The sequence below is a fragment of the Acidithiobacillus marinus genome, from assembly GCF_002847505.1.
Taxonomy (GTDB): domain Bacteria; phylum Pseudomonadota; class Gammaproteobacteria; order Acidithiobacillales; family Acidithiobacillaceae; genus Acidithiobacillus; species Acidithiobacillus marinus.
Window position 1 is genome coordinate 97,892 of record NZ_MXAV01000004.1, and the last position, 11,302, is coordinate 109,193.

16 protein-coding genes are annotated in these 11,302 nt (G+C 57.3%); 5 read left to right on the forward strand and 11 right to left on the reverse strand.

Features of this window, described 5'->3' with window-relative positions; translation table 11 throughout:
* Position 1 precedes the first annotated feature (1 nt).
* Together B1757_RS01095 and trmB are read right to left on the reverse strand one after the other, a co-directional pair.
* Positions 2-1,129 (reverse strand): NAD(P)/FAD-dependent oxidoreductase, encoded by a 1,128-nt coding sequence (locus B1757_RS01095; RefSeq protein WP_101536568.1) that lies wholly within the window; start codon positions 1,127-1,129, stop codon positions 2-4.
* 31 nt (positions 1,130-1,160) lie between these two features.
* Positions 1,161-1,856, reverse strand: coding sequence for a tRNA (guanosine(46)-N7)-methyltransferase TrmB (gene trmB, locus B1757_RS01100; RefSeq protein ID WP_101536569.1), 696 nt, complete (start codon positions 1,854-1,856; stop codon positions 1,161-1,163).
* 41 nt (positions 1,857-1,897) lie between these two features.
* Between trmB and purE the strand changes: the two genes are divergently transcribed.
* Both purE and B1757_RS01110 read left to right on the forward strand, forming a co-directional pair.
* The gene (gene purE / locus B1757_RS01105) at positions 1,898-2,395 is read left to right on the forward strand and encodes a 5-(carboxyamino)imidazole ribonucleotide mutase (RefSeq protein WP_101536570.1); all 498 of its coding nucleotides are present in this window, start codon (positions 1,898-1,900) and stop codon (positions 2,393-2,395) included.
* Positions 2,392-3,525: a 5-(carboxyamino)imidazole ribonucleotide synthase gene (locus B1757_RS01110; RefSeq protein ID WP_101536571.1), complete on the forward strand. Its 1,134-nt coding sequence runs from the start codon at positions 2,392-2,394 to the stop codon at positions 3,523-3,525. Before purE ends, B1757_RS01110 begins: the two co-directional genes overlap by 4 nt.
* Positions 3,526-3,529: 4 nt before the next feature.
* Here B1757_RS01110 and B1757_RS01115 read toward each other — a convergent pair whose 3' ends face one another.
* Genes B1757_RS01115 through smpB form a run of 3 tightly spaced genes read right to left on the reverse strand, consistent with a single transcriptional unit; the run spans position 3,530 to position 5,132 of the window.
* Positions 3,530-4,063, reverse strand: a complete 534-nt coding sequence (locus B1757_RS01115; RefSeq protein WP_253253648.1) for a disulfide bond formation protein B — start codon at positions 4,061-4,063, stop codon at positions 3,530-3,532.
* The gene (locus B1757_RS01120) at positions 4,036-4,653 is read right to left on the reverse strand and encodes a thioredoxin fold domain-containing protein (protein ID WP_101536572.1); all 618 of its coding nucleotides are present in this window, start codon (positions 4,651-4,653) and stop codon (positions 4,036-4,038) included. Before B1757_RS01120 ends, B1757_RS01115 begins: the two co-directional genes overlap by 28 nt.
* Before the next feature lie 17 nt (positions 4,654-4,670).
* On the reverse strand, positions 4,671-5,132 hold the full coding sequence (gene smpB, locus B1757_RS01125) for an SsrA-binding protein SmpB (RefSeq protein ID WP_101536573.1): 462 nt from the start codon (positions 5,130-5,132) through the stop codon (positions 4,671-4,673).
* Between the two features lie 132 nt (positions 5,133-5,264).
* Here smpB and B1757_RS01130 point away from each other — a divergent pair, with 132 nt between their 5' ends.
* Entirely contained in the window at positions 5,265-6,443 is a 1,179-nt protein-coding gene (locus tag B1757_RS01130; RefSeq protein WP_101536574.1) for a phospholipase D-like domain-containing protein, read from the forward strand.
* An 8-nt stretch (positions 6,444-6,451) separates the two neighbouring features.
* On the forward strand, positions 6,452-6,928 hold the full coding sequence (locus tag B1757_RS01135; RefSeq protein ID WP_101536575.1) for a type II toxin-antitoxin system RatA family toxin: 477 nt from the start codon (positions 6,452-6,454) through the stop codon (positions 6,926-6,928).
* Between the two features lie 13 nt (positions 6,929-6,941).
* Here the strand turns inward: B1757_RS01135 and B1757_RS01140 are convergent, their stop codons facing one another.
* Positions 6,942-7,289: an outer membrane protein assembly factor BamE gene (locus B1757_RS01140; RefSeq protein ID WP_101536576.1), complete on the reverse strand. Its 348-nt coding sequence runs from the start codon at positions 7,287-7,289 to the stop codon at positions 6,942-6,944.
* Positions 7,290-7,355: 66 nt separating this feature from the next.
* Here B1757_RS01140 and fur point away from each other — a divergent pair, with 66 nt between their 5' ends.
* Entirely contained in the window at positions 7,356-7,817 is a 462-nt protein-coding gene (gene fur / locus B1757_RS01145; RefSeq protein ID WP_101536577.1) for a ferric iron uptake transcriptional regulator, read from the forward strand.
* Positions 7,818-7,843: 26 nt separating this feature from the next.
* Here fur and proB read toward each other — a convergent pair whose 3' ends face one another.
* The 5 genes from proB to B1757_RS01170 all read right to left on the reverse strand — a co-directional run bounded on the left by proB (position 7,844) and on the right by B1757_RS01170 (position 11,279).
* The gene (proB, locus tag B1757_RS01150; protein WP_101536578.1) at positions 7,844-8,965 is read right to left on the reverse strand and encodes a glutamate 5-kinase; all 1,122 of its coding nucleotides are present in this window, start codon (positions 8,963-8,965) and stop codon (positions 7,844-7,846) included.
* A complete protein-coding gene (gene cgtA / locus B1757_RS01155; RefSeq protein WP_101536579.1) occupies positions 8,962-10,077 on the reverse strand; it encodes an Obg family GTPase CgtA in 1,116 nt (371 codons plus the stop codon). The genes proB and cgtA overlap by 4 nt, the downstream gene beginning before the upstream one ends.
* 55 nt (positions 10,078-10,132) lie before the next feature.
* Entirely contained in the window at positions 10,133-10,393 is a 261-nt protein-coding gene (rpmA, locus tag B1757_RS01160) for a 50S ribosomal protein L27 (protein ID WP_101536580.1), read from the reverse strand.
* Between the two features lie 11 nt (positions 10,394-10,404).
* Positions 10,405-10,716 carry a 50S ribosomal protein L21 gene (gene rplU / locus B1757_RS01165; protein WP_101536581.1) on the reverse strand — a complete coding sequence of 104 codons (312 nt, stop codon included), beginning with the start codon at positions 10,714-10,716 and terminating at the stop codon, positions 10,405-10,407.
* Between the two features lie 92 nt (positions 10,717-10,808).
* Positions 10,809-11,279: a YaiI/YqxD family protein gene (locus B1757_RS01170; RefSeq protein WP_101536742.1), complete on the reverse strand. Its 471-nt coding sequence runs from the start codon at positions 11,277-11,279 to the stop codon at positions 10,809-10,811.
* Positions 11,280-11,302: the final 23 nt, after the last annotated feature.

Consider the following 11,302-nt stretch of genomic DNA (forward strand, 5'->3'; position numbering starts at 1 on the left):
CTTAGCGATAATGGAGCAGATAACGCCATTCAAAAGCCATTTTGGCGGCGTGCCAGAGGGGGTTGGGCACAACGCTGGCGTGGTCCTTGTTGCGGAACACCATGATGCCACTGTCGAGGGTGTCGACAATGCACACCAGTTCTGCCCGAAACGCTTTATCAGAAGGCCTGTTCTGGAGATGCAATAGGGCGTTGTGGACCGCCGCTTGCGCCTGCAGATCGGCGGTATGTCCTTGTTTAGGAAGCCAGTCGGGACTGTTCGCATAAGAGCCTGCATCTCCCACCACAAAAACCCCCGGGTGCTCAGAGACCTGACAGTATTCATCCGCCTGAATAAAGCCGCCAGCAGATAGCGGCAGTCCCGATGCTGCTGCCCAATCGGGGCCGGTCATCCCGGGTATGAACAGAATCAGATCTGCGGCAATATCGCCGCCTTCGGTCATGACTTTGTCCGCAGCAAATCCGCTGATTTTGTGGCCCAAGTGAGTCTGAATATGACGTTTCTCCATTTCATTCAGCAATCCCGCCACGGCTGTGGCACCAAGTCGATTCCCCGGCTCTTTCATGGGGTTGAAAAACACCAGTTGGATCTGTTCACGCTTGCCGATTTTGCGCAGATAGCTATCAATCCCAAAGAGCAGTTCAAAAACCGGGCCGCCGCGCACTGCTGTCGGTTCCTGGGGATTACCCGCAAAGCCAAAAGCAATGGTGCCTTTATCCAGAGCCGCCAGGCGATCACGAATTTGCTCCGCCACTGCAATGCCGTCACAAATGGCCAGACTGTGTTCGATGCCCGGCAATTTGCGCAGCCCCCGCCCACCACTGGCAATAATCAGCACATCGTTGTCGATTTCGCCCTGATCGGTGATGACAGTCCGGCCGGCATTACGCAGTCCGGTGACCCTTCCGGCATGAAACTGGACCTTTTTGCGCTGAAAAAAGCGCTCCAGGGGGATGCGCAGCTGCTCGCCCTGGCGCATTCCAGTAGGAATCCAGATCAGGCTGGGGTAATAAATGAATTCTGCCCGGGGTGCGATGAGGGTGATTTCGGCATCCGGTAACTGCCGACGGATTTGCCGCACTGCCGTCAAACCCCCGAATCCTGCCCCGATGATGCTGACTTTATGCATGTTGCCTCCTCACTGATGGTTTTGTGTGAAATTATCTATTCACGCGACAAAAGACCAGATCATAAACGCTGTGCCCGAGTTTTTCGCCGCGCCTTTCAAAGCGTGTCGGGATGCGGTTGACGGGGCGCCCGGCAAAACCTTTATCCGACTGCGTATTGTGCAGCCCCCGGGTCTGATTGAGGACGGTCAGCATTTGCTCGGCATAATCCGCCCAGTCAGTCGCCAGTTGTAATTCTCCTCCGGTCTTGAGGAGACGGCACAGCATATCCGCAAATTCCGGCTGAATCAGGCGGCGTTTCTGTTGCCGGGTTTTCGGCCAAGGGTCGGGAAACTGAATGATGATGCGCTGGAACAGGGCATCGGGCAGGGTTTTCATCCACGTGACCACATCATCATGGACAATGCGGATATTGTCGATACCGGCATGATCTATCTGCAGCAACAAAGATCCGACCCCCGGGGTATGGACTTCAGCGCCAATAAATCCCTGCTCAGGATGGGCGGCTGCCAAGGCGGCAAGATGTTCGCCGTTACCAAAGCCGATTTCCAGAGTGAGGGCACGTTGCCCGTTCCAGGGGTCCTGCCAGGGTTTTTCTGCCGGGATTTTCAGAGCCGGGAGCCGGTGATCGATAATGCGGCTTTGTGCCGCCGTAATTCTGCCCTGACGCAGCACAAAGCTGCGAATCGGGCGATGTCCGGTATTGAGCGCGTCTTCCATGACAGGCATTATAACTCGTTTAATGTAAAGGCCCAGAGAGGAGAACAGGCATGGAACAACCCCTGGTCGGGGTGGTAATGGGCAGCAACAGTGACTGGGAGGTCATGGCCGCTGCGACAGAACAGCTGCAGGCGCTGCATATTCCCCATGAAAAACGGATCGTGTCAGCACATCGCACCCCGGATCTGTTGTTTAAATACGCGGGCACGGCTGCCTCCCGGGGTTTGCGCTGCATTATCGCCGGAGCGGGTGGGGCGGCGCATCTGCCCGGGATGCTGGCTGCTAAAACGATCCTTCCGGTGTTGGGCGTACCGGTTCCCTCCCGGCACCTCAATGGTATGGATTCTCTCCTGTCCATTGTGCAAATGCCCAAGGGTGTGCCGGTGGCGACTTTTGCCATAGGTACGGCGGGAGCCGCCAATGCCGGCCTTTTTGCGGCAGCCTTGCTGGCCGTTAATGACCCTGCCCTGGCCCAACGCTTGCAGCAATTCCGCCAGCGCCAGGAGGCTATGGTCCTGGATATGACCTTGTCGGAGTCGCCATCATGATTCTCCCCGGCGCCACCCTCGGTATTCTGGGGGGAGGGCAACTGGGGCAGATGTTTGTATTAGCAGCCCGGCGCATGGGTTATCCGGTATGGGTCCTGGATCCCGACCCGGATTGTCCGGCGGCGGAGGTGGCGAACCAGCATCTTTGTGCGGCCTATGATGATATCAACGCCTTGCAGTCGCTGGCTGATCACTGCGCTGCAGTCACTGTAGAATTTGAGAACATATCGGCAGCAGCCATGCACTATCTGGAAACACGCATCCCGGTACGTCCAGGTTCTGCGGCTTTGGCCATTGCCCAGGATCGGGCCCGGGAAAAAAGTTTTTTCCGGGATCTCGGTCTGGATACCGCTCCCTTTGTCTTGTTGCGACCCGGGGATGACCTGGAAGAGGCTGCTCAAGATCTGATTTTTCCAGCCATTATGAAAACCACCCGGTTTGGCTATGACGGCAAGGGCCAACAGCCTGTGCCCGCGATCAGTGAACTGGTCACCGTCTGGAATCGTCTTCACACCCAGGAAGCGATTCTGGAGTCACGCATTCAACTTCTCCAGGAGTTTTCCATCATTCTGGCACGCTCGGTGGATGGGATGATGGTATTTTATCCGGCTGCTGAAAATATCCATCATCACGGCGTGCTGGATCTCAGCATTGTCCCGGCTCGGGTATCAGTGGTGCTCCAGACGCAGGCCCGGCACTATGCTGCACGCATTGCCGAAGCGCTGGAGTATGTGGGGGTGTTGGCCGTCGAATTTTTCGTGTCAGCGGAAGGGCGGTTGCTGGTGAATGAAATGGCCCCCCGTCCCCATAACAGCGGTCACTACAGTATTGATGCCTGCGTCGGCAGTCAGTTTGATCAGCAAGTGCGCGCCCTCTGCGGCTTACCACTGGCAGATACCCGCTTGATCAGTCCGGTGGTGATGATGAATCTGCTGGGGGATTTATGGGAAGCTGGAGAGCCGGACTGGCAGAAGCTGCTGCAGCATCCCCAGATCAAGCTGCATCTGTATGGTAAAAAAATGGCACGTCCTGGCCGCAAAATGGGTCACGTCAATGCCCTGAGTACTGAAGCGGAGCGGGCTTTGTCTGTCCTCGAAGCTCTGCGGCAGGACTGGCACTGGCCGCGTTGATAGCTCAGGATCGGGCGCGACCCAGCAAATGCTGGGCAATCAGTAAGATCACCGCACAGCCCAGAAAAAACGCGATACTCCAGTGGGTGACCGGCCATCCTAGCAGGGTTCGGGTTCCTGCCAACGCGCAGGAGCCATGTCCTGATAGGGTCGCCGCAAAAGCTTTGCCCCAGCCCCCCAGCGCCGGACTACCCTGAAATACCTGTACCGAAGCACAGGTATCTACCCGGGCCGTGGCCATTTGGGTCAAATGCCACTGCCAGCCGGCCAGTGCCGCACCGGCAAGCGCATAGAGGGCCGCCAGTATCCATAAGCCCCGACGTATGCCGCCTTGCCAGAAAAACCCCATCGTCACAATGACCATGACCGCAATGTCCGCGAGGCGCTGATATACGCACATACTGCAGGGTTGTTCAGAACGGGCGAATTGCAGCCAGAGCACCAGCGCAAAAGCCAGAATGCCAGCGAAAATAACCAGCCTCGCCAGCCAGGCAGCGCTGCTCGCGCCGGTTATTGAGCGTGAATGATTTCTGCCCACTGTTTGTGATCCGGAAGTCCGGCAACATAATGGGTTTTACCGCCTGTGCGAAACACCAGAAAAGGCACACTGGCTCCCTGAATGCCCAGCACTTCGGCCTCCTTGTTGATCAAGAGAGAGGCATTAAAATCCAATGCCGAACGCATTTTATTCTGTACAGCGTCTGACGCAGGTGAGATGCCGCCGTTCGGACCATCCTCGGTGCCGAAATTGTTTTCATTGAGCTTCAAGGCCGCCAGTGGATCGCTTGCCGCCAGAATGGCAGCGGCCTTGCCGGGACTGCTGGGACTGAGAAAGCCCACCGTAATGAAACGTACCCGAATTTGCTGGCTGTCAATGGGGTTTTGCAGCCAGGTATAGATTTCATGACAATAGGGGCAATTAGGATCATAAAAGTCATAGACAATAGGCCCCTTGCTGCCCTCTTGGATGTAGCGGGTATGGGCTAGGGCTTGCCAGTAGTCGAGATCCTCATCGCTGGGCGCCGGGCTGGCCATGGCAACAGATACGGCGCTCTGCAAAAGCAGAATCCCAAGCAGGCTGACGATAATCCGAACAGAATACCGCCACGCTTTCTCTTTGTAGAACATTTCCCGTTTTCTCCGTATCAATAGTTTCTGGAACCGCCCTTCATGATTCTTGCCTTGTCGCGTTGCCATTCCCGATCTTTGATCGTCGCGCGCTTGTCATGTTCCTGTTTGCCCTTCACCAAGGCAATTTCGGTTTTGGCACGACCCTGTTTCCAGTACATGGCCAGGGGGACGATGGTGAAGCCCTTGCGTTCGACACTGCCGATCATACGATTGATTTGTTCCCGGTGCATCAGCAGCTTGCGGGTCCGGGTAGGATCAGGATGAATGTGGGTACTGGCCGTCAGCAGCGGGCTGACATGGGCGCCCAGTAACCAGAGCTCACCTTCCTTCACAATGACATAACTATCCTTGAGGTTCAGACGCCCGGCACGCAGGGATTTGACCTCCCAGCCTTCAAGGACAATGCCGGCTTCAAAGCGCTCTTCAATGAAATAATCGTGTTTCGCCTCGCGATTCAGGGCGATGGTGCTGCTCATTGCACAACTCCTGTGCCAGTTAGCCGCTTATTGTACGTGAAAGAAGGCCCTGACAGAAAGTGGCGCAGCAAGTGGCATTGACTTTACCTGTCCTCCTGTGAAATTTTTGCCCGGGGATGAGGGAGGAAAACGGTGGAATCCAATTTGTTGACGGGGCACCTGCTGCACCGCCGTACCCGGCAACAGGAAGCGATTCCTGACTGGGTGCTGCTCAATGACATGCAGCCCATTGCCCACTGGCTGGAAGCGCGACTCAGTGCCGCCTCCCGGGAAATCCTGTTGGAAAATTATATATTTTCGGCGGGCATCTGGCCCGAACAGATGCTGCGCTTGCTCTGCGACAAGGCTCTCGCCGGGGTTGTCGTTTATGTGACTCTCGACGCTCTGGGCAGCAGAGGATTTCCCGAAAGTTGGGTCAACGCGCTCCAGGAAGCCGGAGCACATCTGCATTTCTATCACCGTCTGCAGTTGAAGGGTCTGGAAAAGCGTTTGCGCCGGACCCATCGACGCATTGTCGCTATAGACGGCCAATGGCTGGCGGTGGGCGGATTTGCTTTTGATGATGAGTGGCTGGAGGCCAAACCGGGCAATCCCGCTTATCGGGATCTGCTGTTTGCCTGTCAGGGGGCCTTAGTTGCCAGAGGGCGGGAAATATTTTTTCGTCATCGTCCTGAACAGCTGCCGCTCTTGCCCGCAGATCCTGATGCAGAGCCTATGTTACCGGCGCTTTCCTGGGGCGAAGGGCGCTTTCTGGAGGGCACCCCGCCCCATAGCTATGCAGTGCGCAGACGCCTGCTGGCAGCCATTCGCGGGGCGCGGCACAGCATCTGGATAGCTACTCCCTATTTCAATCCGGACCCGATTGTGCTGCGCAGTATTTACCGGGCGGTACAGCGAGGGGTGGACGTACGCCTGCTTCTCGCAGGGCGGATTACCGATCATCCACTTTTGCGATTCGGGATTCAGGCGTATTATCAAAAACTGATGCGTAGAGGTGTGCACATATATGAGTATCAGGATGCCTTCCTCCATGCCAAATATATGTTGGTGGACCGCAGTTGGGCAACTCTTGGTTCGGCCAACTTTGACTTTCTGAGTTTGTGGTTTAATCACGAACTGAATCTGGAACTGCGTTTGCCCCGGGTATCCCTGCTTTTGCAGGGACTGTTTATGCGGGAATTTGCCAGATCCCGAAAAATTGACCCGGAACCCTGGCAGCGTCGTCCTTACTGGCGACGCCTACCGGAGTGGTGTCTGGCCCAGCTGGATCGCTGGGTACAGGCCCGCGCCCTGGGTCAACGCCGTTATTGAGAGGTTGCATGCACCATATTTGTAAAACGGCTGTATTGCCTTATAGCGCAAGTCAGGTCATGGCCCTGATTGAGGACATCCGTTCTTATCCCCAGTTTCTGCCTTGGTGTGGCAGAACCCGGGTTATTCAGGACCGGGACGAAGAAGTGGTCGCTGAAATCACGATTGCGCACGGCGCCTTCGGCAAGTCTTTCACCACCAAAAACCGCTATCAGCGTCCCAAGCTGGCCGAAGTGCGCCTGGTGAACGGTCCTTTTCGTTTTCTGGAAGGGTTGTGGCAACTGGAGCCGGATCCCAAAGGGACCAGGGTGACCCTGGACATGCGCTTTGAATTTGCTTCCCGATTGGTGGGGGCCTTTCTGGAGCCGATTTTCAAGCAGGCGGCGGAAACCATGGTCCAGCGCTTCGCGCAGCGGGCAAGAACCGTGTACGGTCCACCCGTTGCGCTCAAGCCATCTGCAGATGATGAAACCTCTGCCGTTTAGGCGGCTTTAGGATTTAGTCGCTCTTTTTTTCAAGGCTTTTTGCGGTTGCTTTGACGTCCCCCTGCACGCCGATGAGATTGTCATCCTTGTCAAACAGGACCACTACTTTGCGTACTTCGGTACCGCTATAGGCCGGCTTGTAGCTGTAGGCATAAACCCACTGATGGGGGTACCAGGGGTCCTTGAGCAGGGGTGAACCCAGAATGGTGCGTACTTGCATCTCATCCATGCCCGGATGCAACTCTGCCAGTTGCTGGCTGGTGATAACGTTACCCTGCTGAACGGCAACCCGATAAATACTACAGGCTCCGAGGGAGAGGGCACAAAAGGTAATCAGGGAAATCAGGCGGAGGCTTCTCATAGTCCTTGTCTTCGGTGTCAGGTGCAACTATCCTAAACCAATACGCATGGGAATTGCTACGAGCATATGAACCACGAAAAACTGAACAGTGACGAACTGAAGCGGGCCGGCCTCAAAGCCACCTTGCCCCGGTTGAAGATTCTCCGGATTTTTGAAGAGACAGATACCCGGCATTTAACGGCAGAAGAAGTGTATCGGCAGTTGCTGGATGCCGGTGAAGAGGTGGGCTTGGCCACGGTTTATCGGGTGCTGACCCAGTTTGAAATGGCCGGTCTGGTGCGCCGTCATCATTTTGAAGGTGACAAGGCCGTTTTTGAAATGAACGAAACTGGCCACCATGATCATATGGTTTGCACCGCCTGCGGCAAGGTTCTCGAATTTTTTGATGAAGCCTTGGAAGCTCGGCAAAAGGAAATCGCCAGTGACCAGGGCTTTTTCATCAGTGACCACAGCTTATACTTATATGGTACCTGTATGGGGATGCAGGAGTCTGGGGTCTGCTCGCTGCAAGTGCCGACCGGCGACTAACGGACCGTTCTGGTCGCGCCCGCTATCTAGTTGCTCAGCACCAGATTATCCCGATGAATAATCTCCGCTTCATCGATATCGCCAAATAATTCCAGCAGGATTTTGCTGCTTTTGCCCATTCGCAGCAGTACCTCATTTTGGGAAAAGTTGACCAGACCGCGGGCCACTTCCCGACCTTCCAGATCCAGGCAGCGCAGTAAGTCGCCGCGCTGAAAGTCGCCCTCGACACCAGTAATGCCCACCGGCAGCAAGCTGCCGCCCTTTTCCCGCAGCACCTTGGCCGCTCCGGCATCCAGATGCAAAACTCCGTTAGGCCGCAGCTGTCCGGCCAGCCAGCGCTTGCGCGCCGCCAGCTTGGCCACCGTGGGACGAAAGTAGGTGCCCAGGGCTTCCCCAGCCCAGATGCGCAACAGCACATCCTCCACCCCGCCGGGGGCGACAATGGTCGCAGCTCCCGACTGTGCCGCCCGGCTGGCCGCCCGCACCTTGGTGATCATGCCGCCGCTGCCAATGGCCGTGCCGGTACCACCGGCCATGGTCAGCAGGGCGGGATCTCCGGCTTCCACTTCCGGCAGTAGGCGGGCATCGGGCACCCGCCGGGGGTCCTGATCGTAAAGCCCGGCCTGATCGGTCAAAATCACCAGCAAGTCGGCTTCGAGCAGATTGGCGACCATGGCGGCCAGGGTGTCATTATCGCCAAAACGGATTTCCGTACTGGCAATGGCGTCGTTTTCATTGATGATGGGAATGACCCCGAGTTCCAGAACCGTGCGCAGGGTCGCGCGGGCATTCAGGTAACGTTCACGTTCCTGGAGATCTTCGTGGGTGAGCAGAACCTGGCTGCCATGCACCCTGCCCCGGCGCAAAAAGTCATTGTAGACCTGAATCAGGGCGGCCTGTCCGACACTGGCTGCGGCCTGGAGTTGGTGCAGGGCAGTAGGGCGGGTCGACCAGCCCAGACGTTCCATGCCAGCGGCCACCGCGCCGGAGGAAACCAGCACAATTTCCAGGCCATGACGACGCAGCACCAGTAATTGTTTGACCCAGGCCTCAATGGCGGGAAGGTCCAGGCCCTGACCGTTGTTGGTCAGCAGGCTGCTACCGATTTTGACCACCCAGCGCTGGGCATTTTTGAGGTCACGACTCATGCGTCGTCATCCCAGTCTGCATCGAGATCATCATCCTCCCACTCTTCGAGGTATTCTTCCTCTTCGTCGCCCCAGTCTTCAGACTGGACCGGGTCGGGGGCGGGGGGCAGATCGGGGAGGGCCTGCCAGATGGCGTGGGTGAGGGCATTGCAGCCTGCGCCGCTGGCCGCCGAAATCAAAAACGCCGGACCTGTCCAATTCAGGGCCGAACGAATGGCGGCAAAGCGCGCCTCGCCCTCTTCGGCGCTGAACAAATCGGCCTTGTTGACGACCAGCCAGCGCGGACGTTGGGCCAGAGCGGGGCTGTAAGCCAGCAGTTCTTCTTCCAGGGCGCGGATGTTTTCGGCAGGATCACTGTCATCCACTGGCGCCATATCGACCATGTGCAGGAGCAGGCGGGTGCGGCTGAGATGCTTGAGGAAGCGAGTCCCCAGACCGGCGCCTTCGGAGGCCCCGGGAATGAGTCCGGGAATGTCGGCCAGCACAAAAGATTCGTGGGTGGCTACCCGCACCACCCCCAGGTTGGGGTAAAGTGTCGTGAACGGATAATCCGCCACTTTCGGGCGGGCGGCGCTGACCGCGCGGATAAGAGTGCTTTTGCCGGCATTGGGCAAACCCAACAGGCCGACATCGGCCAGCACCCGCAGTTCCAGACGAAGGTTGCGCTCCTCGCCGGGAGTGCCTTTTTCGTATTGACGGGGCGCCCGGTTGACGCTGGACTTGAAATACAAATTGCCATGACCCCCGCGTCCGCCCTGGGCCACCAGCAGGCGTTCGCCGTCTTCGCGGAGATCGCCCAGCAGCTCGCGGGTATCGTCGTCAAAAACCAGGGTGCCTACCGGAACATGGATTTCCTTGTCCAGACCGGCGCGGCCGGTCATTTGTCGCCCAGCTCCGCCATGTCCGGTTTCCGCCCGGTAGCGGCGCTGATAGCGGAAATCGATCAGGGTGTTGAGACTGGCCTGGGCGACCAGATAAACGCTGCCGCCGCGTCCGCCGTCGCCGCCATCGGGACCGCCAAAGGGGATGAATTTTTCCCGCCGGAAACTCAGGGAACCATGACCGCCGGTTCCCGAAGCAACATGAATGCGTACTTCGTCAATAAACTTCATAAAAAAACCCCGCTCCCGCAAAAACGGGGCGGGGTCCCTCTACACAGAGGCCGGTTCAGGCCACGGCTACGACACTGACGGTACGGACCTGACGTGGTCCCTTGCGCTCGAATTTGACGACGCCTTCTGCAGTGGCAAAGAGGGTATGATCCTTGCCGATGCCGACGTTGCTGCCCGGATAAAACTGGGTGCCACGCTGACGAATGATGATGTTGCCGGGAATGACCACCTGTCCGGCGTAACGCTTCACGCCCAGGCGCTTGGATTCGGAGTCGCGTCCGTTGCGCGAAGAACCACCCGCTTTCTTATGTGCCATGACTGTGCTCCTTAGGCTTCAATGCCGGTAATGCGGACTTCAGTAAAATACTGACGATGTCCCTGCTGTTTACGGTAATGCTTGCGCCGACGCATCTTGAAAATATGCACCTTGGCAGCGCGTCCCTGACTGAGCACGGTGGCCTTGACGGCGGCACCTGCTACCAGCGGTTGACCGACCACGACGTCACTGCCAACGCCGACCATGAGTACCCGGTCCAGCGCGAGTTCCGCACCCGGCTCTGCTTCCATCTTTTCGAGCCGGAGCTTGTCGCCCACTGCCACCCGATACTGCTTGCCACCATTTTCAATGACCGCGTACATCACCAACCTCCAGCAAGGATTTTACCCGGTACTGCCCGGAAAAGTTCGCAAGGATAGCGTTATCAGTCTATTAACGCAAGAGGATGAGGCGATTATTTTCGGGGTGAGATCATTGGTCGCTCTGTGCGGGGCAATAAGCGGTCCAGAGCATTGGCAAAGGCCCGGCGGTCGGCTTGGTTCAGGGTGGCGGGACCGCCGGTATGTGTGCCGGAATCCCGAAGCTGTTCCATCATGTCCCGTATTCGCAGGCGCTCGCGGATGGTTTCGGGAGAGTATCGCTCGCCGCGTGGGCTGAGCGCATGACCATTTTTCTCCAGCACGGCAGCGGCCAGAGGAATGTCAGCGGTGATGACCAGATCGCCTGCTTCAATTCTGCGCACAATTTCATCATCGGCCACATCAAAGCCGCCTGGCACCACTATATTGCGGATATGCGCCGACGGGGGCACGCGCAGAGGCTGATTGGCGACCAGGATCAAGGGCAGTTTCAGACGTGTACTGGCGCGAAACAAAATTTCCTTGATGACATTGGGGCAGGCGTCGGCATCGACCCAGATCTGCATGGAGGCACTCGGATATTTTAGAG

Bases quoted from the DNA above. Each gene is read 5' to 3' on its own strand.
- B1757_RS01120 (WP_101536572.1), bottom strand. From the start codon at position 4,653: ATGTTCTACAAAGAGAAAGCGTGGCGGTATTCTGTTCGGATTATCGTC.
- B1757_RS01135 (WP_101536575.1), top strand. From the start codon at position 6,452: ATGCACCATATTTGTAAAACGGCTGTATTGCCTTATAGCGCAAGTCAG.
- rplU (WP_101536581.1), bottom strand. From the start codon at position 10,716: ATGTACGCGGTCATTGAAAATGGTGGCAAGCAGTATCGGGTGGCAGTG.
- B1757_RS01095 (WP_101536568.1), bottom strand. From the start codon at position 1,129: ATGCATAAAGTCAGCATCATCGGGGCAGGATTCGGGGGTTTGACGGCA.
- smpB (WP_101536573.1), bottom strand. From the start codon at position 5,132: ATGAGCAGCACCATCGCCCTGAATCGCGAGGCGAAACACGATTATTTC.
- proB (WP_101536578.1), bottom strand. From the start codon at position 8,965: ATGAGTCGTGACCTCAAAAATGCCCAGCGCTGGGTGGTCAAAATCGGT.
- cgtA (WP_101536579.1), bottom strand. From the start codon at position 10,077: ATGAAGTTTATTGACGAAGTACGCATTCATGTTGCTTCGGGAACCGGC.
- fur (WP_101536577.1), top strand. From the start codon at position 7,356: ATGAACCACGAAAAACTGAACAGTGACGAACTGAAGCGGGCCGGCCTC.
- trmB (WP_101536569.1), bottom strand. From the start codon at position 1,856: ATGCCTGTCATGGAAGACGCGCTCAATACCGGACATCGCCCGATTCGC.
- rpmA (WP_101536580.1), bottom strand. From the start codon at position 10,393: ATGGCACATAAGAAAGCGGGTGGTTCTTCGCGCAACGGACGCGACTCC.
- B1757_RS01170 (WP_101536742.1), bottom strand. From the start codon at position 11,279: ATGCAGATCTGGGTCGATGCCGACGCCTGCCCCAATGTCATCAAGGAA.
- purE (WP_101536570.1), top strand. From the start codon at position 1,898: ATGGAACAACCCCTGGTCGGGGTGGTAATGGGCAGCAACAGTGACTGG.
- B1757_RS01110 (WP_101536571.1), top strand. From the start codon at position 2,392: ATGATTCTCCCCGGCGCCACCCTCGGTATTCTGGGGGGAGGGCAACTG.
- B1757_RS01140 (WP_101536576.1), bottom strand. From the start codon at position 7,289: ATGAGAAGCCTCCGCCTGATTTCCCTGATTACCTTTTGTGCCCTCTCC.